The organism is Frigoribacterium sp. MEB024 (assembly GCF_000878135.1).
In the GTDB taxonomy this organism is placed as follows: domain Bacteria; phylum Actinomycetota; class Actinomycetes; order Actinomycetales; family Microbacteriaceae; genus Frigoribacterium.
Genome location: NZ_JXQZ01000030.1, coordinates 1 through 25,774, shown reverse-complemented (window position 1 = coordinate 25,774; position 25,774 = coordinate 1). Strand labels below are relative to the sequence as shown.

The window sequence follows — 25,774 nt, the reverse complement described above, 5'->3', positions numbered from 1 at the left end:
CGGCGTCGGGCGCGGTGGCGGCCCCGGCGGCGACGGCGCCGCCGCCCAGCAGGGCGAACACGAGGACGCCCGCCGCCACGAGGACCCCTCGCGGCCGCGACGAGACCCATCGCCACACGGACGACCCCGAACCGGCGGACGGCACCGTGGCCGCGTCGCGGGGGCCGGCGCCGTCACCACCCGTGGTCGCCTCGGGACGGTCGTGACGTGGCTCACCCTGATCGCTCATCGAGGACATCATACGGAGCCTCGCGCCGACGTCATCCCTCGGAGGGGTACCGCACGCCGATCTGTCGACGGACCTCGTCCATCGTGCGCATGACACCGACACCGTCGGCGGCGGTCAGCAACGGACTCTCGCGCTCGCCCGCCGCGACGACCCGTTCGAGCTCGAGCGCCTGGTGGTGCATGCCGCGCAGACCGCCCTCGTCGGCGTCGAAGCGCTCGACCACGGCGTCGTCCGAGTCGCGCACGGTGAAGCCGCCCGGCGCGTAGAAGGTGTCGTCGACGTCGATGCGGCCGGCGGTGCCGAGCAGCGTCGCCGTGTTGCGGCCCGAGGTGTCGAGCGCGGCGTACAGCTGGGCCGTCGCACCCGACGCGTGACCGAGCTGGATCGCGACGCGGGCGTCGACGCCCTGGTCGCTGAGCGTGGCGGCGGCCGAGACCGTCGAGGGCGCCCCGAGCAGGTCGTCCGCGAACGACACCGGGTACACCCCGAGGTCGAGCAGGGCCCCGCCACCGAGCGCCGGGTCGTTGATGCGGTGGCGGGGATCGGTGGGCAGCGACTGGACGTGCACGGCCGTCAGGAGGCGCACCTCGCCGATGACGCCGGAGCGCACGACCTCGCGCAGCCGCGCGCTCTGCGGCGTGTACCGCGTCCACATCGCCTCGAGGACGACCACGCCGGCCTCGCGAGCGGCCGCGTGGACCCGCTCGGCCTCGGCGGCGTTCACGGTGAAGGCCTTCTCGACGAGGACGTGCTTGCCGGCCGCGATGGCCAGCAGGGCGTTCTCGGCGTGGAACGGGTGCGGCGTGGCGACGTAGACCACGTCGACCTCGGGGTCGGCGACCAGGTCGTCGTAGCTGCCGTGCGCCCCCGGGACCCCGGCACGGTCGGCGAACTCGCGCGCCTTGGCCAGGTCGCGCGACCCGACGGCCGAGACGGTCAGCCCTGCACCCTGCAGGTCGGAGGTGAAGGTGGAGGCGATGCCGCCGGCGCCGAGGATTCCCCATCGAAGTGTCATGCGGACTGTCTACCAGCCACCGCCGTCGGCGAGGCCCTCCGGTTCGAGGCCCGTGCCACCTCTCCGGTCAGCAGGCGTACCAGCGACTGGCCGAGCGGACGAAGTCCGGACTGTCGTCCGGCGCTCCCCCGTGCACCGCGGCGAACCCGACGCAGGCGTGGGCGAGGTCTCCGCGGAAGTCCGGTCGGTAGACGGCCGAGCGGTGCGGGGCCGAGGCCCACCACTTGGCGGCGGCGACGTCGCCCGTGGTCGCGGTGCCGCCCGCGAGGTTGCCGTCGCAGCCGACCGGGGGCACCCCGTCACTCCGGACCACCTCGCCCTTGTGCCCCCAGGCGCTCAACGGATCGGGGCTCGGGTCGCCGGCGACCCAGAAGAGGTACTGCTCGAGGCACGCGTCGTGACGCACGTTCGCGGCCGGCAGCAGCCCGAGGCACGCCGCCTCACGATGCTCCTCGTAGGCCGTCCGGAACGCGTCGAGGTCGGCGGCGGTCGTGCCCGTCGCGCCGCTCGCCGCGTCGGGGGCGCCCGTCGCGCCGCTCAGGGCGTCGGTGCCGGGCTGCACGGGCGAGGGGACGGAGGCGCTGGTGGCGTCGTCGACGCACCCCGCGCCTCCTGCGTCCTCGGCCGCGGGGCCGACCTCGGGTCCGGGGTCGCCGCTCGCGAGGACCACCGTCGTCGGCCCGTCGGCCACGCCGGCCGTCGCGAGGGCCGAGGAGTCGCCTCCGGCCCAGACCACGAGGAGGATGCCCGCCAGGACGGCGGCGAGCAGAGCGGTGCAGATCACTCGGAGGGGCATGCGGGCCACCTCCTTCCGGCGAGCGGTGGGCGTCGCAGATCGACCGTAGGGCGACGGGACGAGGCCCGTGGGCCGATCGGGGTACAACCCGGCGACGCGCTCACCACTACTGGGGGCGCAGGGAGCGGGACGGGGGCCTCAGGCCGGCACGCCCTCGGCGCGGCCGACGGATGAGAACAGCCCCGGGTCGTCGTGACCCGGGGCTGTGGTGGAGCCGCTTATCAGAATCGAACTGATGACCTTCTCATTACGAGTGAGACGCTCTACCGACTGAGCTAAAGCGGCGGGACCGACCTCGGCCGGTTGCCCGTGCCTCGCGGCACGATTAGATACTGTACAGGATCAGCGGACCTCACGTGTCACGAGGCGACCGAGCTCGACGAAGCTGGCCTCCATGCGGGCGCGCAGGCTGTAACGCATGTCGCTGAGGTGGTCCACGTCGTCGTCGTCGATCCACTCGGCCCAGGCGTGGCGGAGGGTGGCGATGCTGACCAGCGACACCAGGTGCGCGCGGCTGAGCAACGAGGCGTCGACGGCGTCGTCCGCCACCCCGGCGTCGGCTGCCATGCGCTGAGCGACGACGGTCGTGAGGCGCTCCTCGAAGACCCGCGTCGACGCGATGCGACGGGCCAGCAGGTCGGGGTGCGCCCGGAGGACCCGGCGGCGCAGCACGACCAGTTCTCGATCGACCGTCGCCGACTCGACGGCGTGCGTCAACAGCTGGATGAGGCTCGACAACACGGGCTCGTCGCGCTGGGCCACGAACCGCTCGAGGTCGCGACCGTCGGGCAGCGCCGGAGGATCGCCGACCACGGCCTCTTCTTTGGACGGGAAGTAGTTGAAGAAGGTCCGCGGCGAGACGTCGGCCCGGCGGCTGACCATGTCGACCGTCACCGCGTCGAGCCCGTGTTCGACGATGAGGTCGAGGACGGCGACCTGGATCGCTCGTCGGGTGGCCAGACGCTTGCGCTCGCGCAGGCCGGGGGCGGCGTTCGGGTCGCTCATCAGGCCATCATCGCGCATGCACCCGGGGAAACGGGTGGACGGCCCGCTCGCCGCCCCGGTGCTCGTGGGGCTGCCGCGAGCGCCACGGGTGCTCGTGGCGGTGCCGCGCGCGCCGGTCAGCGGGTGGCGTGACGACTGACGACGACCAGCATGGCCTCGAGAGCCATGGCCGGCGACACGTTGGCCTCGATGCGGCGACGGGCCAGGGCGATCGCGTCGAGCACGGCCAGGGTGGCGGCCGGGTTGGAGGCGGCCGCCGCGGCGTCGAGCTGCGCCCGGATGGCCTCGTTGATGGGCTGCTCGTCGACCCCGAGCTGCAGCAACAGGACGTCGCGGTACAGCGAGAGGAGGTCGACCATGATGCGGTCGATCCCGTCGCGGAGGCTCCGGGTCGCCCGGCGCTTCTGGTCGTCCTCGAGGGCACGCAGCTGGCTGCGCAGCGCCGGGGGCACGGTGCCGCCCGGCTCGACGCCCAGCGACCGCAACGCACTCGCCCGTTCTTCGGCGTCGCGCTCTTCCGTGATCGCCTTCGCGTCGTCGCCCGCGACCGCGAGCAGGGTGGCCGCCGCGATGACGGCGTCCGAGACGCTGCGGATGCCCAGGGCGGTCTCGAGGGTCTGACGACGTCGCGACCTCGCCGAGGCGTCGAGTGCCAGGCGCCGCGCCATGCCGATGTGGCTCTGGGCCTCGCGGGCCGCCACGAGCGCGATGTCGGGGTCGACGCCGTCGCGGTTCTCGAGGAGCGCGGCGACGTCACCCACGGCGGGCATGCGGAGGCGCACGCTGCGGACGCGGGAGCGGATCGTGGGGATGAGGTCGGCCTCGCTCGGGGCACACAACAGCCAGACCGTCCGGGGCGGCGGCTCTTCGAGCGCCTTCAGCAAGAGGTTCGAGGTGCGCTCGGTCATGCGGTCGGCGTCCTCGATGACGACCACCCGGTAGCGACCCACCGACGGCGAGAACTGGCTCGCCGCGACCAGCGACCGGACCTCGTCGATCGTGATGATGATGCGTTCCGTGCTGAGCACCGCGAGGTCGGGGTGCGACCTCGCGGCGACCTGCCGGAGGGTGGCCTCCTCGTCGGCCGGTTCTCGTGAGAGCAGCGCGGCCGCGAAGGCGTAGGCCAGGTTCGAGCGACCCGAGCCGGGCGGCCCGGTGATGAGCCACGAGTGGGTCATCGAGGCGTTGCCGGGCTGCGTGGAGGCCGCCGCGGTCAACGCCTCGATGGCATCGGGCTGACCCGTGAGGTGTTCCCAGAGGGGCATGGTCAGCGTGCACCCTCGGCTCGGGGACCGACCGCGCCGTTCACTCGGCCGTGGCCTCCGGCGCCGTCGCCGTCGCCGCAGGAGCCTTGGCGGCAGGAGCCTTCTTCGCCGGCGTCTTCTTGACAGCCGTCGTCGACGCCTTCGTGGTGGTCGCCTTCGCGGTCGTCGCCTTCTTGGCCGGCGCCTTGGTGGTGCTCGCCTTCTTGGCGGGCGCCTTCTTGGCCGGTGCCTTCTTCGCAGCCGTCTTGGGCTTGGCCGGCCCCTTGGCCCGCTTGTCGGCGAGCAACTGGACGGCGCGATCGAAGTCGACCTCTTCCACCGTCTCACCGCGCGGGATCGTGGCGTTCGTCTCGCCGTCGGTGACGTACGCGCCGAACCGCCCGTCCTTCACCTTGATGGGCTTGCCGCTGACCGGATCGGCCTCGAACTCTTTCAGGGCACTGCTGGCCTTGCGGGCGCCGTACTTCGGCTGGGCGTAGAGCTCGAGCGCCCCGGGCAGGTCGATCTCGAAGATCTGGTCCTCGCTCGTCAACGACCGGGTGTCGGTCCCCTTCTTGAGATAGGGACCGTAGCGCCCGTTCTGCGCCTGGATCTCGTCGCCGCTCTCGGGGTCGGTGCCGACGGTGCGGGGCAGGTCGAGCAGTCGCAGCGCCGTGTCGAGGTCGACCGTGTCGACCCCCATGCTCTTGAAGAGCGACGCCGTGCGTTCTTTCGGAGCGGCGGCCTTCTTGGCGGGGGCCTTCTTCGCCGGAGCCTTCTTCGCCCCCGTCGTGGTCGTCGTGGTAGCCGCCGGCTCGGTCACCTCGCCCGTCGCCGGGTCGGCCGCGATCTCGTCGGACGCCGACTCGGGGGTCCGCTCGGTGACGTACGGGCCGAAGCGGCCGTCCTTCGCGATGACCTCCTTGCCCGTCTCGGGGTTGAGCCCCAGCACACGGTCGCCGACGACGGGGGCGTCGATCAGCTCGCGCGCCTTCTCGGCGGTCAACTCGTCGGGAGCGAGGTCTTCGGGCACGTTCACCCGACGGGGCGTCTCGGGGTCGTCGCCCGGCGCCTCGAGGTAGGGACCGTAGCGACCGATGCGCAGGGTCACGCCGTCGGCGAGCACGATGGAGTTGATGTCGCGCGCGTCGATCTCGCCCAGGTTGTCGATGACCTTGCGGAGACCACGGTGCGACTCGTTGCCGAAGTAGAAACCGTTCAACCAGTCCACGCGGTCGGCGTCGCCGCCGGCGATGAGGTCGAGGTCGTCCTCCATGCTGGCCGTGAAGTCGTACTCGACCAGGTCGGCGAAGTAGTCCTCGAGCAGACGGACCACCGAGAACGCGATCCAGTTCGGGACGAGGGCCGTGCCGCGCGGCGTCACGTAGCCGCGGTCGACGATGGTCGACATGATGGCGGCGTAGGTCGAGGGCCGTCCGATGCCGAGCTCTTCGAGGGTCTTGACCAGGCTCGCCTCGGTGTAGCGCGGCGGGGCCGACGTGTCGTGCCCCTTCGCCTCGACCTCGTCGAGGCCGAGTGCCTGACCGGCAGTCAGCGGGGGCAGCTTGGCCTCGGCGGGTTCGGCCGCGCCGTGGCGGTCCTCGTCGCGACCCTCTTCGTAGGCGTTGAGGAACCCGCGGAACGTGATCACCGTGCCGGACGCGGCGAACTCGGCGAGCGTCCCGGTGGCGGCACGCGGGGCGATGCCCTCGACCGTCCCCGAGGTGGTCGCCGCCACGACGACCGAGGCGGTCGATCCCTTGGCGTCCGCCATCTGCGAGGCGACCGTGCGCTTCCAGATGAGGTCGTAGAGCTTCCAGTCGTTGCCCCGCAGGACGTTCTGCATCTCGGAGGGGGTCTTGAAGGTGTCACCCGACGGGCGGATGGCCTCGTGGGCCTCTTGGGCGTTCTTGCTCTTGCCCGTGTACAGCCGCGGCTTGTCGGGAACCGTGTCGGACCCGTAGAGCTTGGCCGCCTGGCTGCGTGCCGCACCGATCGCCTGCTGGGACAGCGCCGGCGAGTCGGTGCGCATGTAGGTGATGTGGCCGTTCTCGTAGAGCGACTGCGCGACGCTCATGGTCTGCCGCGCGGAGAACCGCAGCTTGCGCGCCGCCTCTTGTTGGAGGGTCGACGTCGTGAAGGGGGCAGCCGGACGACGGGTGTAGGGCTTCGAGTCGACCGACCCGACGACGATCTCGACGTCGGACGAGCTCAACGCCTCGGCGAGTGCCCGCGACGCCGCCTCGTCGAGCGCGACGGCCTCGCCCTTCAGTCGACCCCGGTCGTCGAAGTCGCGACCGGCGGCGACTCGTCCCCCGTTGACGCGGACGAGGCGCGACCCGAAGGCGACCCTCGCCTCGCCCTCGGCCGCGACGGGCTCGAAGGTCGCGGTGAGGTCCCAGTAGGACGCGGAGACGAACGCGAGGCGTTCGCGTTCGCGGTCCACGACGAGACGCGTCGCGGCCGACTGGACGCGCCCGGCGGACAGCCCCGGTCCGACCTTGCGCCACAGCACGGGCGAGACCTCGTAGCCGTAGAGGCGGTCGAGGATGCGGCGGGTCTCTTGCGCGTCGACGAGGGCGGTGTCGAGGTCACGCGTGTTCTCTTGCGCCTTCTGGATGGCGTCCTTGGTGATCTCGTGGAACACCATGCGCTTGACCGGCACCTTGGGTTTGAGCTCTTGCAGGAGGTGCCACGCGATGGCCTCGCCCTCGCGGTCCTCGTCTGTCGCGAGGTAGAGCTCGTCGGCGTTCTTCAGGGCGCGCTTGAGGTCGGAGACCGTCTTCTTCTTGGCGTCCGAGACGACGTAGTAGGGCTCGAATCCGTTCTCGACGTCGACGGAGAACTTACCCATCGACCCCTTTTTCAGCTCGGCCGGGAGGTTCTTGGGCTCGACGAGGTCGCGGATGTGGCCGACGGAGGCCAGCACCTCGTATCCGTCGCCGAGGTACTGCCCGATCGTCTTGGCCTTGGCGGGCGACTCGACGATGACCAGTTTCTTCGTGCCTGGCACGGGACTCCTTGGGTGGTGGTGCGGCGACCCGGTCCGACGGACCGGGCGAGGGGCTGCAGGGCGAGGACGGGGTGCTCGATCGCTCCCACCGACCCCGAGGAACGTCGGGAGCCGTGCAGCCGACAGCCACACCATACACACCCGACGCTCGGGCTCTCTTCACGGACCACCGCCCCGGGGCGGGGCCGTCGCGAGCGGTGGACCGGCCGTCGCCCGGGCCCTGACGACGAGGGGACCGAGGGCCGTGGAGACCTCGACCGTGACCTCCGCGCCCGCGACGACGCAGGCCGAGAGCGCGACGTCGTTCGCCTTCGCGGTCGCGGCGGCCCGGTCGCAGACCGCGCCGGTGGCGAGCCCCGACAGGGCGTCGGCCGCGGCGAGCGCCGAGGCGTCGGCTGCCCCGGCCGTGCGTGACCGGACGGCGAGGGCCGAGTGCGATCCGACGAGCGCGACGGCGAGGACCGTGATCGTCACGAGGCCGGCGGCCGACAGGACGCTCGAGCTGCCGCGGTCGCTCGCCAGGACGTGGCGGACGGTCATCGCCCGGCCGTCGGCGCGCAGCTGCGGGAGGTCAACGTGACCTCGCCGAGTGGGCCGACCCGCACCTCCTGGCGGAGGTCGACGCAGACGAGGTCGGCGCCGACGGACTCGGACACCGAGGCGCCCGGCGCGAGCCGCGCCAGGGTCGCGCCGACCGAACCGCGATCGCCCCGGGCGGTCTGCCGTGCCGCCACGGCAGCGGCGTCGGCGAGGCGGACCGACTGCGAGGTGACGCCCAGGCTCGCGACGACGATCGCGACGACCAGGATCACGGCGGGCATCGTCATCGCGAACTCGACCGTCGCGCTTCCCCCCTCGCCGTCCACCAGACGGACGAGACGGACGAGGCGCCCCTGGACCCTGGTCGTCACGACGGCGATCACCCGACCGACAAGGCCGACCGGACCAGGTCGGACAGGATGCCCCGGACCTCGTCCGACCTCATGATCGTGACGAGGAGGCCGGCGAAGCCCACCGCGGCCATGATCACGATGGCGTACTCGGCCGTGGCCGCACCGTCGTCGGCCCGGACGAGGCGACGGGCGGCGGAGGCGAGGCGGCCGGCCGCCGAGGTACGGCAGGTGCAGGACGGAGGGCTCGCCGTGGGGACGGCGGGCGAAGGGTTCGCGGCAACGGTCATGATGTTCCTCTCGTGGGTGTCGGCACCTCTCCGGTGACGAATCGAGCCTGGCGGCAGTCCGCGGGTGGCCAGCGGACGTCGTCCCGCGCTGGGGACGGCCCGTCACCACGAGCCCGCTGTGGACGACACGAGTGACACCACCAACGGGACGACGCCGATGACCAGGAACGCCGGCAGGATGCACACGCCGAGCGGCAGCATCAAGGTGACCCCGAGCCGACCCGCCGCGGTCTGGGCGGCCGTGCGGGCCTCCAGGCGCAGCTCGCGAGCCTCGGAGCGCAGGAGCAACCCCGCCGGCGCCCCGGCACGACGGGACAGGTCGAGGACCGCCTCGCACCGACGCCGCTCGATCCGGTCGGCGGTCTCGTCGACCGAGCCCGCGCCTCCTCGTGGGTCGGGCGCGACGGCCTCGACCCCGCACGAGGCGACCGCCTCGTCGACGGCGGCGAGGCCGGACGACCACGAGGCTCCCCCGGACAGCGCCACGGCGAGGAGCTCGGGGCGCAACCCGGGCACCCTCGACGACGGCAGGGCGCCACGGACGAGTCGCGCGTTCCACCGACGCGCCACGAGCACGAGGCCGCTCGCGACACCGACGCACGCCCATCCGATCGGGGTGCCGGCGAGCACCGCGCCGGTGTCGAAGCCCAGCCCCAAGGAGAAGAGGAGACCCACGGGCGGGAGGGCAAGGACCACGTTCGCCGTCGCCCGTGGTCCGCTCAGGGCCACCTCGACGTCGCGGCGGGCCTCACCGGCCGCCCGGAGGGCCGACACGAGGGAGTGGAGGCAGTCGGCCATCGGTGCACCGCTCGTCTCGGCCACGCGCCAGGCGCAGGCCACCTGCCTCCATGTGCGGTCGTGCCCGTCGGAGTCCACGGCACCCTCGAAGGGCCGGGTGTCGAGCCACGACACGAGGCTGGTGGAGACCGCGACGCCGTCGTCGCCGTCGAGCGCGACGGCCTCGGCCAGCCGTCGGACGGCCCCCGGGGGTTCGACCGCGGCGACGTGGCCCCAGGCCCGGGCGGGCGCGACACCGGCGCCGACGAGGACAGCGAGGCGTTCGACCAGGACGGCGGCCGGCGTGGGTCGGGTCCGCGTCGTCCTCGGGCGCCGGGGCCCGAGGCGCCCGGTACTCAGGCGTCCGGGACCCGGGCCGCCGCTCACCCCCGTGATCCCGACCGCGCGACCAACCGCCCGTCGGGCGCCACGGCGAGGTGGCCGATCTCGGCGAGCCTCCGGTGGCCGCCTCGTCTCTCGAGGTGCAACACGGCGTCGATCGCGCTGACGGCCTGTCGGGCCAGTGCGTCCACCCCGAGTCCCGCGAGCGCCCCGAGCGCCTCGAGCCGTGCGGGGACGTCCTGGAGACCGTTGGCGTGGACGGTGCCCGCGCCTCCGTCGTGCCCGGTGTTCAGGGCCGAGAGCAGGTCGCGGATCTCGCGTCCGCGGACCTCGCCGACCACGAGACGGTCGGGTCGCATCCGCAACGCCTCACGGACGAGACGGGACAGGTCGACCCCGCCCGCCCCCTCGAGGTTGGGCTGACGGGTCTCGAGGGCCACCACGTGAGGATGACGAGGTCGCAACTCGGCGACGTCCTCGATGGTGACGATGCGGTCGGAGCCGGGAGCCTCGGACAACAGCGCGGCGAGGAAGGTCGTCTTGCCGGCCCCACCCGATCCGCTGACCAGGACGTTGGCCCGTCGCTCGACGCAGCCGATCACCGTCTGGAGCGCTCCCGCCGGGAAGAATCCCCGCCGATCGAGGTCGACGAGCGTCATCGACTCGGCACGCGGCACACGGATCGAGAGAGCCGTCCCCGAGACCGCCAACGGAGGCAGGACGACGTGCACCCGGAGACCGTCGCCCAGGCGCACGTCGACGCAGGGGCTCGACTCGTCGACGTGTCGTCCCCCGAGCGCGACCAGTCGCACGGCCATCTGCCGCGCCGAGGCCTCCGAGAGATGGAGGCTCGTCTCGGGCTCGGCCCCGTCACCCCGATCGACCCAGACGCCCACTCCGCCGGTCACGAACACGTCGGTGACGGCCGGATCGTCGAGGAGGCGTCCCAGGGGGCCGAACGCGGAACGCTCGTGTCGGCTGAGCCGTGCCTGTACCCCGAAACGGGCTTCTGTACCCCGGATGGTACCGAGCGCCGCCGCAGGAGGCAGGGCGAAGCGAGAAGGGGGGTGATCGAGGGTGAGGGAGGGGTGACGGGCGGTGCCGACCGGAGGCGCGTAGGACATGGTCCCGACCGTAGGGAGGGCCCGACCGGAACAGACAGATCGGTAGAGCAGCGTGGGGACGAATCGTCCGTCGCCGCCGCTGGGGACGAGCCGACCGACCACCCGGGCGAGCACCGGGTTAAAAGAGAGGGGCGGCACCGGTTGGGGGGAACCGGTGCCGCCACGTGCGTCGGGCGATTGGGGGGAATCAGCGCGACGCACGTCGGAATTGAATCCGACTCGTTCACTGTACCCCAGAACGCTCCGGGAACACCACGCCGTGCGCTCCTGCCAGGCGTGTCGTCCACCCCTGCCCGGCGTCGCCTGCGGAGTAAGGTCGTCGGCGCGGCTCCGTGCCGCGGTTCACGCAACGACGCGAGAGGACTTCCGATGCTCGACGGCACCGACGACCAGCCCACCGAAGGACGCACCTTCGCCCCGCCCGCCGACTTCGTCCGGACGGCCGTCGCCGGCTCCGACCTCGCCGGACGAGCCGCTGCCGACCGCCTCGCCTTCTGGGGCGACCAGGCCCGCGAACGGCTCACCTGGTCCCGGGTCCCGACCGAGACGCTCGACTGGTCGGACGCGCCCTTCGCCCGATGGTTCGCCGACGGCACGCTCAACGTCGCCTACAACTGCCTGGACCGTCATGTCGAGGCCGGACACGGTGATCGCGTCGCGCTGCACTGGGAGGGCGAGCCCGGCGACGCCCGCTCGCTGACCTACGCCGAACTGACCCGCGAGGTCAAGCGCGCGGCGAACCTGCTGCTGTCGCTCGGCGTGCGGGCCGGGGACCGCGTCGTCGTCTACCTGCCGCAGATCCCCGAGGCCGTGGTCACCATGCTGGCCGTGGCCCGGATCGGAGCCGTCCACTCCGTCGTCTTCGGCGGCTTCAGCGCCGAGAGCCTGCGGGCGCGCATCGACGACGCCGGAGCCCGCCTGGTCGTCACGGCGGACGGCGGCTGGCGCAAGGGGGCGGTCTCCCCCCTCAAGACCGCCGTCGACGAGGCCCTGGCGGTGGACGGCGACTCCACGGTCGAGCACGTCCTCGTCGTCCGGCGGGGCGGCAACGACGTCGAGTGGACCGACGGCCGCGACGTCTGGTGGCACGACGCGATCGAGACCGTCGCCGACGAGCACGTCGCCGAACCCTTCGAGGCCGAGCACCCGCTCTTCATCCTCTACACGAGCGGCACGACCGGAAAACCCAAGGGCATCCTGCACACCTCGGGCGGCTACCTCACCCAGGTCGCCTACACGCACTCCGTCGTCTTCGATCTGCGTCCCGAGACCGACGTCTACTGGTGCACGGCGGACGTCGGGTGGATCACCGGACACAGCTACGTCGTCTACGGCCCGCTGGCCAACGGCGCGACGCAGGTGCTCTACGAGGGCACCCCCGACTTCCCTGCGCCGGGCCGCTGGTGGGACCTCGTCGAGAAGTACGGGGTGACGATCTTCTACACCGCGCCCACGGCCATCCGGGGCTTCATGAAGTCCGGGAGGGAGATCCCGGGGGCCCGCGACCTCACGTCGTTGCGCCTCCTCGGGTCGGTCGGCGAGCCGATCAACCCGGAGGCCTGGCTGTGGTTCCGCGAGGTGATCGGCTCCGGCCGCACGCCCATCGTCGACACGTGGTGGCAGACCGAGACGGGAGCGCAGATGATCTCGCCGCTGCCCGGCGTCACGACCACCAAACCCGGGTCGGCCCAGACCCCCCTGCCGGGCATCTCGGTGGACGTGGTCGACGACCACGGCACTCCCGTGGCGAACGGCGAGAGCGGCCTGCTGGTCGTCTCCGAGCCCTGGCCGTCGATGTTGCGGGGCATCTGGGGCGATCCCGACCGCTACGTCGAGACGTACTGGAGCCGCTTCGGCGACCGCTACTTCGCCGGAGACGGCGCCCGCCGCGACGAGGACGGCGACATCTGGCTGTTGGGCCGCGTCGACGACGTGATGAACGTCTCGGGTCACCGCCTGTCGACCGCCGAGATCGAGTCGGCCCTGGTGTCGCACCCGATCGTCGCCGAGTCCGCGGTCGTCGGTGCGGCCGACGAGACCACCGGTCAGGCGGTCGTGGCATTCGTCATCCTGCGGAACAAGGCGAAGACCACGCAGACACCCGAGGAGGCGGTGGCCGCGTTGCGTGCGCACGTCGCCCACCAGATCGGCGCGATCGCGCGTCCGCGCACCGTCGTGCTCGTCGACGAGCTGCCGAAGACGCGCTCGGGCAAGATCATGCGCCGCCTGCTGAGGGACGTGGCGGAGGGCCGCGAGGTCGGCGACACGACCACGCTGGCGGACACGTCGGTCATGTCGGTGATCACCGCCGATATGCGCTGACCCCGGCACGACGACGGCCCCTCCTCGTCGAGAGGAGGGGCCGTCGTCGTGACCGGACGAGGAGGCGCGTCAGCGGACCTCGAGGACGAGTTCGACCTCGACGGGCGAGTCGAGCGGCAACACCGCGACCCCCACGGCACTTCGGGCGTGACGCCCGGCCTCGCCGAAGATCTGCCCGAGGAGGTCGGACGCGCCGTTGATCACCCCGGGCTGGCCGGAGAAGTCGGGATCGGAGGCGACGAAACCGGTCAGCTTGACGACGCGGACGACGTCGTCGAGCGAATCGAGCACCGTCGCCGCGGCCGCCAGGGCGTTCAGCACGCAGGTCGCGGCCATCGCCTGCGCGTCGGCGGGCTCGACCAGCCCGTGACCCTCACCCACCTTGCCCGTGGTCGGCAGCCGCCCGTCGACGAACGGCAGTTGACCCGCGGTGTAGACGAGCGACCCCGTGCGGAGGGCCGGGACGTACGAGCCCGCGGGTGCCGCGACGGGAGGGAGGACGAGACCGAGCTCGGCCAGGCGCTCGTCGACCGTCGTCATCAGGCGTCCTGCCGAGGGCGCTTGAGCCACGCGACGGGACCACCCTCGGGCCCCTGGGTCACCTGGACGAGTTCCCATCCGTCGGAGCCCCAGTTGTTGAGGATCGCCGTGCTGTTGTGCACCAGCAGGGGCGTCGTCGTGTACTCCCAAAGGACCATTTCGGCTTCCGTTCAGCTTGAAAATCAGCGATGTCGCTTACTCTGATCCTATGTCTGCCCCAAAATCGAAGCCCACGTCCGCCATCGGGGCACTCTTCGGATTCGTCGGCTTCAGCGTCCTGGCCGGCCTCCTGGTGACCATCGGCGTGACGCCGGCCATCGCGGTCGCCGGCATGACGGCCTCGAGTTCGATCGGCGTCTTCGAGTCGATCCCCGAGTACATCGAGATCGGCAAGCTGCAGCAGCGCAACACGCTGTACGCGAGCCAGGGCGGGCAGCAGGTGCCCTTCGCGACCCTCTACAGCGAGAACCGCGTCGAACTCAAGTGGGACCAGGTCAGCGAGAACCTGAAGACCGCCGTCGTCGCCGGTGAGGACCGGCGCTTCCACGAGCACGGCGGGGTCGACGTGACCTCCCTCGTGCGCGCGGCAGTCGGCTCGGCCGGGGCCGGCGAGCTCGGCGCGAGCGGTGGTGGCTCGACCCTGACGATGCAGCTCGTCCGCAACATCCGCATCGCGCAGTCGCAGCAGCTGCCGACCGCGGACGAGCGTGACGCCGCCTACAAGGAGGCGACCACGACGACCCTCGACCGCAAGCTCGAAGAGATGAAGTTCGCGATCGGGCTCGAGAAGAAGTACAGCAAGGACGACATCCTGCTGGCCTACCTCAACATCGCCTACTTCGGCGACCAGACCTACGGCGTGCAGGCCGCCGCACAGCACTACTACAACAAGAGCGCCGCCGACCTGACCGTCCCCGAGGCCGCGAGCCTCATCGCGATCGTCCAGTACCCGGACTCGCGCAACATGTCGACGCCCGAGAAGTACCCGGCCAACAAGGCCCGGCGCGACGTCATCATCAAGTCGATGCTGGCCGAGAAGGACATCGACCAGGCGACGGCCGATGCCTCCCTCGCCACCCCGGTCGAGAGCTACGTCGTGTTGACGGCGCCCACCCAGGGCTGCGGCGCCGTGACCGTCGCCTCGGCGGCGTACTTCTGCGACTACGTGAAGAAGAGCATCAAGGACCTGGCCGTCCTCGGCTCCACGCCCGAGGAACGCCAGGCCAACTGGAACACCGGCGGGTACAGCGTCTACACGACCCTGAACCTCGACCTGACCGAGAACGCCAAGGCACAGATCGACAAGTTCGCTCCGGCGTCCGAGAGCCGCCTGAAGCTCGGCAGCGTCGTGGACTCCGTCGAGGCCGGGACGGGCCGCGTCATCGTGATGGCGCAGAACACGGCCTTCTCCGAGGTCGTGAGTCCTGACCCGACGCTGACCTCGGTCAACTACAGCACGGACTACGACTACGGCGGATCGGGCGGATTCCAGCCCGGATCGACCTACAAGCCGTTCACGCTGATCGACTGGATCGAACAGGGCCACGGAATCTACGAGTCGGTGAACGCCAAGCCCCGGACGTTCAACATGACGATCAACGGCAGCCGTGGCAACAAGTACTCGCCGAAGAACGACGCGGGCGAACAGCCCGGCCAGATGAGCGTCGCCGACGCCACCGCGAAGTCGATGAACACGGCTTACGCCGCCATGGCGGAGAAGCTCGACATCGCCGACATCCAGGGCGTGGCGAAGAAGCTCGGCGTGCACCGCGCCGACGGTGCTCCGCTGCACGACTACGCGTCCGCCATCCTCGGCTCGGCCGACGAGATCGCGCCCCTGACGATGGCTGCGGCCTATGCCGGCATCGCCTCGGGCGGCACCTACTGCGCGCCGATCATCGTCGACAACATCAAGGACGCCAACGGAGCCGACCTCGGTGGTCAGCCCCAGTCCTGCAACCAGGCGGTCGACCCCCAGGTCGCCGCGGCCGCTGCCGTCGCCATGCAGGGACTGTGGCGGAACGGTACCGCCGTCGGCGGTCTGCCCGCCGACGGGTACCCCGAGATCGGCAAGACCGGAACCACCGACGCCAAGGACCAGATCTGGATCGCCGGCGCCACGACGAAGCTCGCCACGGTGGTCTGGCAGGGCAACGCCGACGGTGGCAAGAAGAGCCTCCGCACGGTGACGTCACCGAACCAGAGCCGCTTCGGCAGCTACGCGAACGCCCGACCGCAGTACTTCAAGGCCGTTCAGACCGTGAACAACACGGTGTACCCGGGGACCGCCTTCGGGGACGCCTCGGGAGCTGTCCTCCGCGGCTCGGGCGTGGCCGTGCCCGACATGGCCGGCACGACCCCGTCGGCGGCCCAGGCGCTGCTGAGAGGCGTGTCCCTGGCGTACGAGGACGGCGGCACCCAGCCGTCGGCTCTGCCTGCCGGTCAGGTCATCGGTTCGGACCCCGCCGTCGGCACCGTCGTGTCGAAGGGCACGACCGTCAAGGTCTTCACGAGTGACGGCAGCGGTGCCGCCGCTGTCCCCGACGTGACGCGACAGAAGGTGGGCGACGCCGTCAAGTCGATCGGTGGGGCCGGCTTCGACACGTCCAAGGTGTCGATCGCGGGATTCACCCCCGGAGACGGGAAGAACGCCTGCCAGGTCGCGTCCACGAATCCCGCTGCCAACACGTCCGTCGCCAAGGACTCGGCCATCGGGCTGACGGTCTACGGCGACAAGGACGGCAACGACCCGGGCAACTGCGCGTGAGCCCACGAACCACCGGTGGGCCGAGCGCCCTCCAGACGACGGCCGTGACCGCAGCAGCGGGCGCGGCCGTCGGCCTCGGAGCACTGGCATGGGGCGTCTTCGTCGAGCGCAACCGGTTCACGGTGCGGCACGAGGTGTTGCCCGTCCTCGAACCCGGCTCGCGGACGCTCACGATCCTGCACCTGTCCGACCTGCACCTCGCCCCCTGGCAGTCCGAGAAGCAAGAATGGGTCCGGGGTCTCGCCGTGCTCGAGCCCGATCTCATCGTCAACACCGGCGACAACGTCGGTCACGAGGACGCCCACACCGCGCTCGAATACGCGCTCGAACCCTTCCGCGGAGTCCCCGGGGTCTTCGTGAACGGCTCCAACGACTACTACGGCCCCTCCCCCAAGAACCCCCTGGCCTACTTCGGCGGGCCGAGCAAGGCTCACCGCGCGCCGGTCGACCTCGACATCGACCGCATGCAGTCGTTCTTCACCGACCAGCTCGGCTGGCTCGACCTGAACAACAGGGCACGAGCGCTCGAGCTGCGGGGCTCGCGACTCGAACTGTTCGGCGTCAACGACGCACACCGCGGGTGGGATCGTCTGGACCGCATCCCCGGCGCCCTCGACGACCTCCGCGAGAACGTCGGTTGGCAGGACGATCGCGGCGGGCCCGACCCCATCAGCATCGGCGTCACCCACGCTCCTTACCAGCGCGTGCTCAACTCGTTCGTCAACAACGGTGCGGACGTCATCTTCGGCGGTCACACGCACGGTGGACAGGTGCAGGTGCCCGGCTACGGGGCGCTCGTCACCAACTGCGACCTGCCTCGCAGCAAGGTCAGCGGACTGACGACCTGGAGCCATGCCCGCAAGACCGCACACCTCGAGATCTCGGCCGGCCTGGGCACCTCGATCTACGCCCCCGTCCGGTTCTCGTGCCGGCCCGAAGCCGTGATCGTGACCCTCACGGCCTGAGCTCCACCCGAGTGACACGAGCAGGCCCGAACATGGGCTATTCTTGTCAGGTTGCTTCACGTGAGAACGCGAAGACATCGGGGTGTGGCGCAGCTTGGTAGCGCGCCTCGTTCGGGACGAGGAGGTCGTGGGTTCGAATCCCGCTACCCCGACAAGAAATTGGCTCCACCTTCGGGTGGAGCCAATTTCTTTGTGTTAATCGGTTCGCCCTTCGGGCGACACGGCAAATGGCTCCACCCTCGGGTGGGGCCATTTGATTTTCTGTGCTTGTTGGTTCGCCCTTCGGGCGACACAGCAGATGGTTCCCCCTTCGGGGACATCCGGGGTCAGGCGAGGCGACCGCCGGACTCGGCGAGGTAGCACGCACCGCAGAGCGACTCGTACGTCACCTGCTGGCCGTCGATCGCGACCTGGTCGCCGTCGAACACGAACCGGTCGCCGACCGTACGCGCCGTGAAGACCGCCTTGCGACCGCAGCGGCAGATCGTCTTGAGCTCTTCGAGCGAGTGCGCCACCTCGAGCAGCCGGCGGCTGCCGGGGAAGGCCACCGTGCGGAAGTCCGTCCGGATGCCGTAGGCCAGCACCGGGACGTCGTCGAGGATCGCGATGCGCAGGAGGTCGTCGATCTGGTGCGGGGCCAGGAACTGCGCCTCGTCGACCAGCAGGCAGGCGAGACTCGAGCCCGTCTCGTCGCGGACGGCGTCACGTCGGGCCAGGAAGACCTGCCGCACCTCGTCGTCGGGGGCGAAGGTGACGTCCGCGGCCCGGGTGACTCCCAACCGCGAGACGATGGCGTCGTCGCCCTTGGTGTCGACACCCGGTTTGGCCAGCAGCACACGCTGACCGCGTTCTTCGTAGTTGTAGGCGGCCTGCAGCAGAGCCGTGCTCTTGCCGCTGTTCATCGCGCCGTAGCGGAAGTAGAGCTTGGCCACTACTGGAGGTAACCGTCTTCGGCCGCCCGACGGATGAGCTCGGACTTCTTGCTGGCCGGTCGGTTGGCCTTGGCGTACTTCTCGCGCACCCGACGGAGGAACGTCTTCGCCGTCTCGTACTGGACGTTCATCTGAGCAGCGACCTCGTTGGTGCTGAAACCCGAGACGTACAACCGGAACGCCTCGGCCTCGCCGGCGCTGAGCTTGGGCCTGGTCTGGTTCGCGGCACCGGCCGGGAGCGGACGCCAGTCGCGCTGAGGCGAGTTGTCACGGGCGACCCCCATGACCTGGCGGGCGGCGTCCATCACCTCGCGCATCGGCAGGGTCTTCGACAGGAAGGCCGACGCCCCCGCCTCGAGGGCACGTTCGCGCGACTCGCGGGTGTCGAGGCTCGACAGGACGACGACCTTGGCCCCGGCAGCCCGGCAGGTACGAACCCGGGCCTCGATCGAGACGGGCTCTTTCAACTGGAAGTCGAGGAAGACGAGGTCGGTCGGGAAGTTGTCGCTGTGCACCAGCTGCAGCCAGGTGTGCGCCGTGAGGACGAGGTCGAAGTCGTAGGCGTTCACGTTGATCCAGCTGCTCAGGCTGTCGAGCAGCACCTCGTGGTCGTCGAGGATGGCGAGCCGGACGCGACGGGCGGGCGGTGCGTCGGACCCCGGGCCGACGGTGGCCCACGAGGGTGCTGCGACGGGCCTCCCGAAGCCCGGACGTTGGGACGAGCGACCGCTCGACTCAGTGCTGGTCATAAGAAAACCTTAGTGTCAGATGCGAGGGTGCCCGGTCGACCCGCAGGTCGCCCGAGACGAGGCGCAGCACGGTCAGACAGGGGGCGAGCGACCGTCGCGCGGCGGCGGCCGACGACCCGAACGCGAGGTCGATCGCGATGTCGACCCGCGCCTCCTCGGCCTCGAGCACGACCCGGAGCGAGCGAGCCTCGACGACCTCGACGTCGTCCACCGCCGCGAAGAGCGCCCAGAGCGCGGTGCGGTGCTCCGGGCCCAGGCGGTCGGCGAGTCGATCGGGGTCGACGACCTCGGTCGGCACCCGGCGGCCGGGCGCCGCGAGACGCCGGGCCAGCCACGTCGCGTCGGCGTCGGCCACCAAGGAGGCGCGCAACGAGTCGGCGACGCGCCGTGCCTCGTCGGCGTCCTCCTCGCCGATCCGACCGGAGGCGACGAGGCGCGCGAAGAACGGCACGACCTCGCGGTTGAGCACGGTGACGCGGTCCTGCTGGACCGACCGGGCGAGGGTCACCCTCAGGTCGTCGGTGCTGGCTCTGCGGAATCCAGAGGCTCGGGACACCCACCCCTCGACGTGCGCGACGAAGACGTTCGAGAAGGTCGCCGCGGCGACCGTCAGGGCGAGCAACGGCGTGAGGGCGACCACGACGTACGACGCGGTGGGCACGGGCGTGACGAAACCCGGGGCCTCGACCAGGACCACGACGGCGAGGACCACGGCCACGGCACCTCCGGCGGCGAGGATCCCCCGCGCCGAGCGGTACGGGGCGACTCCGAGCAGGAGGACCCCCGAGGCGATCCCCGCCCAGTCGTCCCTCACGAAGGGGTTGCTGCCGGCGGTGGCCAGGGCGGACAGGACTCCCGCCGCCGCACACGCCCCCGCGACGCCCCAGAGCGCCGCGGAACCGAACGGCGCCCGGAGGGGCGCGGCCGACACGACGAGCACGACGCCCCCCGCGGCGACGGCGACGAGCGCGCCCGCCGCGGCCCAGGGCGAGGACACGTCGGAGGCCCGCAGGAGCGTGTCGACGACGGCGACGAGCCATGCGGCGAGGGCCGCCCCGAGGGTGATCGGTCGGGCCGCCAGGGCGCCGAGGGGGTCGACCTGTTGAGGAGACCGACCGGAGGCCCGGCCGCCGGGACGAGGAGGGGCGGCGAGGGTCATGCGGGCACCCCGTCGTCGGCGACGACGACCGGCGCTGTGACGGCGAACGGGACCCGCAGGACGATCGACGTGCCGCTGCCGGGGGACGACCAGATCTGCACGTGACCGTCGACGCGTGCGAGACGCGCCTCGACGGACGCCGTCAGGCCGAGACGGTCGGGGGCCACCGCAGCCGGGTCGAAGCCGACGCCGTCGTCGATCACCATCACGGTCAGGTCGGTGCCGTCGCCGAAGACGACGAGCTCGGCCCGGTCGGCTCCGCTGTGGCGACCCACGTTGACGAGGCACTGCGCGACGGCCAGACCGAGGGCGTCCCCGGTGACCGGATCGAGGCGACCGACCGCCGAGACGTCACCCGTCACGGCGACCTCGAGACCGCCCGACCGGGACTGCTCGACGGCCGCGTGCAGTCGGCTGCGCTCCCAGGCGTCCGCGGCCCTCACGGCGACCTCGGGCGGCACGGAGCCCGGCGAGAGCCAGTCCCGCCCCACGAGCACCTCGAGGTCGGCCGCGATCGACCGGGCGGTCTCGGGCGGCAGGGCTCCGGGACGGGTGGTCGCCAGGGCGGCGAGGTGCCCGAGGATCGTGTCGTGGACCAGGGCGGCCGCCTGCTGCTCGATGTCGACGCGGATGCCCTGGACCTGCTGCTCGAGCGCCGCTCGGTGCAGCCGGGGCTGGGCCTCGCGGGCACGTCCCCGCGACACCTCGGCATGGCCCGTCACCACGGCCACGAGGACGAACGCCAGCAGCGCGGTGACGTCGAGCCGGAGGGAGGCGCCCGTGTGCCACGTCGCCAGCTGCGTGGCGAGCTCGCCCGCCGCGTAACCCGCGGCCGACCAGAGGAGACCTCGACGAGGGCCGACGGCGGTGCTGCCGACCATGACGAGGGCGATCTTGGGCAGCGAGAGCGAGAAGGCGTCCGAGGCCTGCACGGCCGCCACCTGCGAGAAGAGGGTGACGGCGTACCAGTACAGGGCTGCGGTCCCGACGATCAGGTAGGCGAGATGGGCCGTCGTCGAACGCGAGCGCTCGACCACGACGAGAAGGACGACCAGGGGCACGAGCGAGACCAGGGCCGGCCAGAGGAGCAGATCGGGCGTGGCGGCCTGTTTGGCGAGCAACAGGGCCGCCGCCGCCGCGAGGACCGTGGCCGCGATGGCGTGACACGCCCTCGACACGGAGTCGCCGACGGCCGCGGGAGCGAGGTGGGCGGGGAGGCCGAGCAGCATGCGGCCTCCTCGGCTCGTTCGGGTCAGGAGAGATCATGGCAGAAGGCGGACCCGGGCTGTACCCCGACATGTGGGGCCATCGACGAGGAAGGGCGGGCAGGTGGTTCGTTTTGTGCCCCGTTCCCCTCGGCGAAGGGGCGACACCATGGGCACCGTGGCCCGCCGACCCGAGGGCCCGACGGCCCGACGGCCCGACGGCCCGACGGCCCTGAACTCTCGCAGGCTCAGAACAGTCGAGGCTGCGACCGTGCCCCACCGGGCAGTTCGTGGGCGATGAGTGCCCGGGGAACGGAGGAGCCACCGGTACCGACCGTCAGATCGGGGGTGCCAGGAAGGGCGCCGGTGGCTGCCGTGCCGGTACCGTTCAGCCCCATGAGTCGCAGGGAGCGCGCGCTGTCGTCGAGCGCCGCGGAGCGCATCGACCCCGTGGACGGGTCGGCCTGGCCCTTCTCGAGGCCGTACTCGCGCAACAGGGGCCGCAGACGTGCGGCCAGCCACGAGCGGTAGCCCGTCGGTGCGTAGGTGCCCTGGGCGTAGAGCGCGCGGTATTTGACCACGAGCTCGGGGTGCTCACGTTCGAGCCAGGCGAACCACCATTCTTTGACCCCGGGCTTGAGATGCAAGGCGCTGTACATGACGCTCGAGGCACCCGAGTCGCGGACGGCCGCGAGCGCTGCGTGCAGGTGGTCGAGCCCGTCGGTGAGGTACGGCAGCACGGGCATCATGAAGACCGAGCAGGACAACCCCAGCTCGCGGGCCGCCGAGACGGTGGCCAGGCGGGCCGCGGTCGTCGGCGTGCCCGGCTCGACCGACTGCTGCAGGTCGTCGTCGTAGACGGCGATCGACATGGCCAGGTCGACGGGCACGTGCTGTGCCGCCTCGGCGAGCAGGGGCAGGTCGCGCCGCAACAACGTGCCCTTCGTCAAGATGCTGAAGGGGGTGCCCGAGTCGGCGAGGGCGGCGATGATGCCGGGCATGAGCCGGTACCGACCCTCGGCACGCTGATAGGGGTCGGTGTTGGTGCCGAGAGCGACCGGGTGGTGCTGCCACGTCGGACGGTGGAGTTCGCGGGCGAGCACCTCGGCGACGTTCACCTTGACGACGATCTGGCGGTCGAAGTCGTCGCCGCCGTCGAGGTCGAGGTACTCGTGGGTGGGGCGGGCGAAGCAGTACACGCAGGCGTGGCTGCAGCCGCGGTAGGGATTGATCGTCCATCCGAAGGGCAGAGTCGAGTCGCCACCCGGGACGCGGTTGAGAGCACTCTTGGCGACCACCTCGTGGAACGTGACCCCCGCGAACTCGGGCGTCGTGACGGAGGTGATCAGGTTGTTCAGTCGCGCCAGACCGGGCAGCGCCGAGGCGTTCTCGGTGTCGACCGCTTGCTCGGACCATCGCATGCCCCCATTCGAACACATGTTCGAATCAGGGTCAACCCGGGGCGTGCCGTGCGGGGTCGCGCGGCCCGGCACCGGGCCTAGGCGTGGATGTGCAGCGCCTCGGCGGTCGCCCCGATGGTCGACGCGGCCCGCCGCTCGTCGGACGAGAGGTCGTCGCCGTAGGTCGGGATCATCGCGTTCAGTCGCGGCTTCCATGCCGCGATGCGGTCGGGGAAGCACCGCTCGAGCACGCTGAGCATGATCGGCACGGCCGTGGACGCCCCCGGGGACGCGCCGAGCAGACCCGCAATGGTGCCGTCGGCCGCCGTGATCACCTCGGTGCCGAACTGCAGCACCCCGCCCTTCTTGCGGTCCTTCTTGATGACCTGCACCCGCTGGCCGGCGGTGATGCGGTACCAGTCCTTCGGATCGGCGTCGGGCATGAACTCGCGGAGCGCCTCGAACTTGGTCTGCTTGCTCGCCGCGAGCTGCCCCACGAGGTACTTGACCAGCGAGAGGTTGGCGAGCCCGGCGCGGATCATCGGGTACAGGTTGTGGGCACGGATCGAGGCGAACAGGTCGAACATCGAACCGTGCTTGAGGAACTTCGGGCTGAAGCCGGCATAGGGCCCGAACATCAGGCTGGCCTGCCCGTCGACGACGCGGGTGTCGAGGTGCGGGACCGACATCGGGGGCGAGCCGACGGCGGCCTTGCCGTAGACCTTGGCCTGGTGCTTGCCGACGATCGCAGGATCGTCGCAGCGGAGGAACTCACCACTGACCGGGAACCCGCCGAAGCCCTTGATCTCGTCGATGCCCGACTTCTGCAGCAGGTGCAGTGCGCCGCCGCCGGCGCCGACGAAGACGAAGCGTGCGTCGACGGTCGTCGGCATGCCACCGACCTGCTTGCGGAGGGCCACCCGCCACGTGCCGTCGGCGAGCTTCGTGAGGTTCGTGACGCGGTGGTCGACCTCGAGCAGGGCCCCCTCGCCCTGCAGGTACGTGAGGAGGAGGCGCGTGAGCGACCCGAAGTCGACGTCCGTTCCGGCGGCGATGCGCGTCGCCGCGATCGGCTGCCCCTTCGCCCGACCCGGGATCAGGACCGGTGCCCACGACCGGATGACGGACGAGTCGGTGCTGAACTCGAGCCCCTGGAACAGCGGGTGCTCACGCAGTGCCTCGTGTCGCTTGCGGAGGTACTCGACGTTCTTCTCACCCCAGACGAAGCTCATGTGCGGGGTCGAGTTGATGAAGGCGTCGGGCTGGGGCAGGGCCCCCTCGGCCACGAGGAACGACCAGAACTGTCGCGAGACCTGGAACTGCTCGTTGACCTTGACGGCGCTCGAGGTGTCGATCGTGCCGTCGGACCGTTCGGGCGTGTAGTTGAGCTCGCAGAGGGCGGAGTGACCCGTGCCCGCGTTGTTCCAGGGGTTGCTCGACTCGAGGGCGACGTCGCCCAGCGCCTCGTAGATCTGGATCGTCCAGCTCGGCTCGAGCTGCTTGATCATGGCACCGAGGGTGGCACTCATGATGCCTGCCCCGATGAGGGCTACGTCGACGGGCTTCTTCGCATCGGTCACGAGGTCAGTCTAGGCCCGCCCCCTCGGCGACCCCGGGTGACCACCGGACGACGACACCCCGGTGTCTCGATGCCGAGAGACCGGGGTGCGTCGCGTCACCGGCCTCAGGTGGCCGGCACCGAGGGATCAGGCGACGGCGCGCTCGGCGGCGACGAGCTCGGCGATCTGCACGGCGTTCAGCGCCGCACCCTTGCGGAGGTTGTCGTTGCTGATGAAGAGCGCGAGCCCACGGTGGCCGGGGACGCCCTCGTCGTGACGGATGCGGCCGACGAAGCTCGGATCGGCTCCCGCCGCCTCGAGCGGGGTCGGGACGTCGGTGAGGACCACCCCGGGGGCGTCGCGCAGCAGTTCTTCGGCGCGCTCCACCGTGATGTCCGAGGCGAACTCGGCGTTGATCGAGAGCGAGTGCCCCGTGAAGACCGGCACGCGGACGCACGTGCCGCTGACCAGCAGGTCGGGGCGCTCGAGGATCTTGCGGCTCTCGTTGCGCAGCTTCTTCTCTTCGTCGGTCTCGTTCGTGCCGTCGTCGACGATGCTGCCCGCGAGCGGGATGACGTCGAAGGCGATGGGACGGACGTACTTCACCGGTTCGGGCAGGTCGACCGCGCGACCGTCGTGCACGAGGCCGATGGTGTCGCCCTCGATCGCGGCGCGGGTCTGCTGCAGCAGCTCGTCGGCGCCGGCGAGGCCGCTGCCCGACACGGCCTGGTAGGTGCTGACGATCAGACGCTGCAGGGTGGCCTCGGTGTCGAGCACCTTCAGCACGGGCATGGCCGCCATGGTCGTGCAGTTGGGGTTGGCCACGATGCCCTTCACCGCCTCGCGCAGGGCGTGGGGGTTCACCTCGCTGACCACCAAGGGCACCTCGGGGTCCATGCGCCAAGCGCTCGAGTTGTCGATGACGAGCGCACCGGCCGCGGCGAACCGCGGGGCGTGGGCCCGCGATCCCGTGGCGCCGGCCGAGAAGAGGGCGATGTCGAGACCGGCGGGATCGGCCGTCTCGATGTCCTCGACGACGATCTCGACCCCGCGGAAGGGCAGGGTCGTGCCCGCCGACCGGGCGGTGGCGAAGAAGCGGATCTCGGCGACCGGGAAGTCGCGCTCGTCGAGCAGCGTGCGCATGACCTTGCCGACCTGTCCGGTCGCGCCGATCACGCCGACGCGCAGTCCTTCGGCCATGGGTGCCTCCTGGGGGTTCGGTGGTGCAGGGTTCGGTGGTGCCGGGTTCGGTGGTGCAGGCCGCGGAACGGCGGGAGCAGGGTCGGGAGGCGCGGTGCGAGAGCCGCGCGCGCCTCCTGGTCGAGGACCGGGTCGCGTCAGCGGCCGGTGCCGCCGTGGACGACCGCGTCGACCTCGGCGTCGAGACCGAAGGCCGTGTGGACGACGCGGAGTGCGTCGTTCAGGGTGTCGGCCCGGGTGACCACCGAGAT

At 71.2% G+C, this 25,774-nt stretch carries 23 protein-coding genes and 2 tRNA genes; 4 read left to right on the top strand and 21 right to left on the bottom strand.

The window, feature by feature from the left end; genetic code table 11:
* From SZ60_RS06835 to SZ60_RS06780, 12 genes are all read right to left on the bottom strand, one after another.
* Nucleotides 1-229, bottom strand: a 229-nt coding sequence (locus SZ60_RS06835) for a hypothetical protein (RefSeq protein ID WP_197073521.1), incomplete at its 3' end; no start/stop codon positions are given.
* 31 nt (nt 230-260) lie between these two features.
* Nucleotides 261-1,244 (bottom strand): Gfo/Idh/MocA family protein, encoded by a 984-nt coding sequence (locus tag SZ60_RS06830; RefSeq protein ID WP_043594796.1) that lies wholly within the window; start codon nt 1,242-1,244, stop codon nt 261-263.
* Between the two features lie 67 nt (nt 1,245-1,311).
* A complete protein-coding gene (locus SZ60_RS17160; protein ID WP_137846663.1) occupies nt 1,312-2,040 on the bottom strand; it encodes a hypothetical protein in 729 nt (242 codons plus the stop codon).
* Between the two features lie 209 nt (nt 2,041-2,249).
* Nucleotides 2,250-2,325, bottom strand: a tRNA-Thr gene (locus SZ60_RS06820).
* Between the two features lie 57 nt (nt 2,326-2,382).
* Nucleotides 2,383-3,045, bottom strand: a complete 663-nt coding sequence (locus tag SZ60_RS06815; RefSeq protein ID WP_052505220.1) for a TetR/AcrR family transcriptional regulator — start codon at nt 3,043-3,045, stop codon at nt 2,383-2,385.
* 116 nt (nt 3,046-3,161) lie between these two features.
* Nucleotides 3,162-4,310: a DNA polymerase III subunit delta' gene (locus tag SZ60_RS06810; RefSeq protein ID WP_043594794.1), complete on the bottom strand. Its 1,149-nt coding sequence runs from the start codon at nt 4,308-4,310 to the stop codon at nt 3,162-3,164.
* Nucleotides 4,311-4,350: 40 nt separating this feature from the next.
* The gene (topA, locus tag SZ60_RS06805; RefSeq protein ID WP_043594793.1) at nt 4,351-7,302 is read right to left on the bottom strand and encodes a type I DNA topoisomerase; all 2,952 of its coding nucleotides are present in this window, start codon (nt 7,300-7,302) and stop codon (nt 4,351-4,353) included.
* Nucleotides 7,303-7,461: 159 nt separating this feature from the next.
* The gene (locus tag SZ60_RS06800) at nt 7,462-7,842 is read right to left on the bottom strand and encodes an Rv3654c family TadE-like protein (protein ID WP_043594792.1); all 381 of its coding nucleotides are present in this window, start codon (nt 7,840-7,842) and stop codon (nt 7,462-7,464) included.
* Nucleotides 7,839-8,213 (bottom strand): TadE family type IV pilus minor pilin, encoded by a 375-nt coding sequence (locus SZ60_RS17155; RefSeq protein ID WP_156155520.1) that lies wholly within the window; start codon nt 8,211-8,213, stop codon nt 7,839-7,841. The genes SZ60_RS06800 and SZ60_RS17155 overlap by 4 nt, the downstream gene beginning before the upstream one ends.
* An 8-nt stretch (nt 8,214-8,221) precedes the next feature.
* Nucleotides 8,222-8,482 (bottom strand): DUF4244 domain-containing protein, encoded by a 261-nt coding sequence (locus tag SZ60_RS06790; RefSeq protein ID WP_043594791.1) that lies wholly within the window; start codon nt 8,480-8,482, stop codon nt 8,222-8,224.
* 102 nt (nt 8,483-8,584) lie between these two features.
* Nucleotides 8,585-9,646, bottom strand: a complete 1,062-nt coding sequence (locus SZ60_RS06785) for a type II secretion system F family protein (protein ID WP_052505219.1) — start codon at nt 9,644-9,646, stop codon at nt 8,585-8,587.
* The gene (locus SZ60_RS06780) at nt 9,643-10,725 is read right to left on the bottom strand and encodes a TadA family conjugal transfer-associated ATPase (protein ID WP_082059934.1); all 1,083 of its coding nucleotides are present in this window, start codon (nt 10,723-10,725) and stop codon (nt 9,643-9,645) included. Before SZ60_RS06780 ends, SZ60_RS06785 begins: the two co-directional genes overlap by 4 nt.
* Before the next feature lie 369 nt (nt 10,726-11,094).
* On the opposite strand from SZ60_RS06780, the gene acs reads away from it, so the two are divergent.
* On the top strand, nt 11,095-13,047 hold the full coding sequence (acs, locus tag SZ60_RS06775) for an acetate--CoA ligase (RefSeq protein WP_043594790.1): 1,953 nt from the start codon (nt 11,095-11,097) through the stop codon (nt 13,045-13,047).
* Nucleotides 13,048-13,116: 69 nt separating this feature from the next.
* On the opposite strand, the gene SZ60_RS06770 is transcribed toward acs, so the two are convergent.
* Nucleotides 13,117-13,587 carry a RidA family protein gene (locus SZ60_RS06770; protein ID WP_043594789.1) on the bottom strand — a complete coding sequence of 157 codons (471 nt, stop codon included), beginning with the start codon at nt 13,585-13,587 and terminating at the stop codon, nt 13,117-13,119.
* On the bottom strand, nt 13,587-13,745 hold the full coding sequence (locus SZ60_RS17435; RefSeq protein WP_167599048.1) for a hypothetical protein: 159 nt from the start codon (nt 13,743-13,745) through the stop codon (nt 13,587-13,589). The genes SZ60_RS06770 and SZ60_RS17435 overlap by 1 nt, the downstream gene beginning before the upstream one ends.
* 50 nt (nt 13,746-13,795) lie before the next feature.
* Between SZ60_RS17435 and SZ60_RS06765 the strand changes: the two genes are divergently transcribed.
* The 3 genes from SZ60_RS06765 to SZ60_RS06755 all read left to right on the top strand — a co-directional run bounded on the left by SZ60_RS06765 (nt 13,796) and on the right by SZ60_RS06755 (nt 17,471).
* Nucleotides 13,796-16,354, top strand: a complete 2,559-nt coding sequence (locus SZ60_RS06765) for a transglycosylase domain-containing protein (RefSeq protein WP_043594788.1) — start codon at nt 13,796-13,798, stop codon at nt 16,352-16,354.
* A 44-nt stretch (nt 16,355-16,398) separates the two neighbouring features.
* Nucleotides 16,399-17,319, top strand: a complete 921-nt coding sequence (locus tag SZ60_RS06760; protein ID WP_043594801.1) for a metallophosphoesterase — start codon at nt 16,399-16,401, stop codon at nt 17,317-17,319.
* A gap of 78 nt (nt 17,320-17,397) precedes the next feature.
* Nucleotides 17,398-17,471, top strand: a tRNA-Pro gene (locus SZ60_RS06755).
* A gap of 174 nt (nt 17,472-17,645) precedes the next feature.
* On the opposite strand, the gene SZ60_RS06750 is transcribed toward SZ60_RS06755, so the two are convergent.
* The 7 genes from SZ60_RS06750 to SZ60_RS06720 all read right to left on the bottom strand — a co-directional run bounded on the left by SZ60_RS06750 (nt 17,646) and on the right by SZ60_RS06720 (nt 25,523).
* A complete protein-coding gene (locus SZ60_RS06750; RefSeq protein WP_043594787.1) occupies nt 17,646-18,251 on the bottom strand; it encodes a thymidine kinase in 606 nt (201 codons plus the stop codon).
* Nucleotides 18,251-19,000, bottom strand: coding sequence for a response regulator (locus SZ60_RS06745; protein WP_082059932.1), 750 nt, complete (start codon nt 18,998-19,000; stop codon nt 18,251-18,253). Before SZ60_RS06745 ends, SZ60_RS06750 begins: the two co-directional genes overlap by 1 nt.
* Nucleotides 18,987-20,159 (bottom strand): hypothetical protein, encoded by a 1,173-nt coding sequence (locus SZ60_RS06740; RefSeq protein ID WP_043594786.1) that lies wholly within the window; start codon nt 20,157-20,159, stop codon nt 18,987-18,989. Before SZ60_RS06740 ends, SZ60_RS06745 begins: the two co-directional genes overlap by 14 nt.
* Complete coding sequence (locus SZ60_RS06735) at nt 20,156-21,388, bottom strand: sensor histidine kinase (protein WP_043594785.1); 1,233 nt, start codon at nt 21,386-21,388, stop codon at nt 20,156-20,158. Before SZ60_RS06735 ends, SZ60_RS06740 begins: the two co-directional genes overlap by 4 nt.
* Before the next feature lie 224 nt (nt 21,389-21,612).
* Nucleotides 21,613-22,785 (bottom strand): Rv2578c family radical SAM protein, encoded by a 1,173-nt coding sequence (locus SZ60_RS06730; protein ID WP_082059931.1) that lies wholly within the window; start codon nt 22,783-22,785, stop codon nt 21,613-21,615.
* Nucleotides 22,786-22,862: 77 nt separating this feature from the next.
* Nucleotides 22,863-24,344, bottom strand: coding sequence for a malate:quinone oxidoreductase (locus tag SZ60_RS06725; protein ID WP_082059930.1), 1,482 nt, complete (start codon nt 24,342-24,344; stop codon nt 22,863-22,865).
* A gap of 126 nt (nt 24,345-24,470) precedes the next feature.
* The gene (locus SZ60_RS06720; protein WP_043594784.1) at nt 24,471-25,523 is read right to left on the bottom strand and encodes an aspartate-semialdehyde dehydrogenase; all 1,053 of its coding nucleotides are present in this window, start codon (nt 25,521-25,523) and stop codon (nt 24,471-24,473) included.
* Nucleotides 25,524-25,774 lie beyond the last annotated feature (251 nt).

Coding starts and splice junctions, on each gene's coding strand:
- SZ60_RS06830 (WP_043594796.1), bottom strand. CDS start 1,244: ATGACACTTCGATGGGGAATCCTCGGCGCCGGCGGCATCGCCTCCACC.
- SZ60_RS17160 (WP_137846663.1), bottom strand. CDS start 2,040: ATGCCCCTCCGAGTGATCTGCACCGCTCTGCTCGCCGCCGTCCTGGCG.
- SZ60_RS06815 (WP_052505220.1), bottom strand. CDS start 3,045: ATGAGCGACCCGAACGCCGCCCCCGGCCTGCGCGAGCGCAAGCGTCTG.
- SZ60_RS06810 (WP_043594794.1), bottom strand. CDS start 4,310: ATGCCCCTCTGGGAACACCTCACGGGTCAGCCCGATGCCATCGAGGCG.
- SZ60_RS06800 (WP_043594792.1), bottom strand. CDS start 7,842: ATGACCGTCCGCCACGTCCTGGCGAGCGACCGCGGCAGCTCGAGCGTC.
- SZ60_RS06790 (WP_043594791.1), bottom strand. CDS start 8,482: ATGACCGTTGCCGCGAACCCTTCGCCCGCCGTCCCCACGGCGAGCCCT.
- SZ60_RS06780 (WP_082059934.1), bottom strand. CDS start 10,725: ATGTCCTACGCGCCTCCGGTCGGCACCGCCCGTCACCCCTCCCTCACC.
- acs (WP_043594790.1), top strand. CDS start 11,095: ATGCTCGACGGCACCGACGACCAGCCCACCGAAGGACGCACCTTCGCC.
- SZ60_RS06770 (WP_043594789.1), bottom strand. CDS start 13,587: ATGACGACGGTCGACGAGCGCCTGGCCGAGCTCGGTCTCGTCCTCCCT.
- SZ60_RS17435 (WP_167599048.1), bottom strand. CDS start 13,745: ATGGTCCTTTGGGAGTACACGACGACGCCCCTGCTGGTGCACAACAGC.
- SZ60_RS06765 (WP_043594788.1), top strand. CDS start 13,796: ATGTCTGCCCCAAAATCGAAGCCCACGTCCGCCATCGGGGCACTCTTC.
- SZ60_RS06745 (WP_082059932.1), bottom strand. CDS start 19,000: ATGACCAGCACTGAGTCGAGCGGTCGCTCGTCCCAACGTCCGGGCTTC.
- SZ60_RS06740 (WP_043594786.1), bottom strand. CDS start 20,159: ATGACCCTCGCCGCCCCTCCTCGTCCCGGCGGCCGGGCCTCCGGTCGG.
- SZ60_RS06735 (WP_043594785.1), bottom strand. CDS start 21,388: ATGCTGCTCGGCCTCCCCGCCCACCTCGCTCCCGCGGCCGTCGGCGAC.
- SZ60_RS06730 (WP_082059931.1), bottom strand. CDS start 22,785: ATGCGATGGTCCGAGCAAGCGGTCGACACCGAGAACGCCTCGGCGCTG.
- SZ60_RS06720 (WP_043594784.1), bottom strand. CDS start 25,523: ATGGCCGAAGGACTGCGCGTCGGCGTGATCGGCGCGACCGGACAGGTC.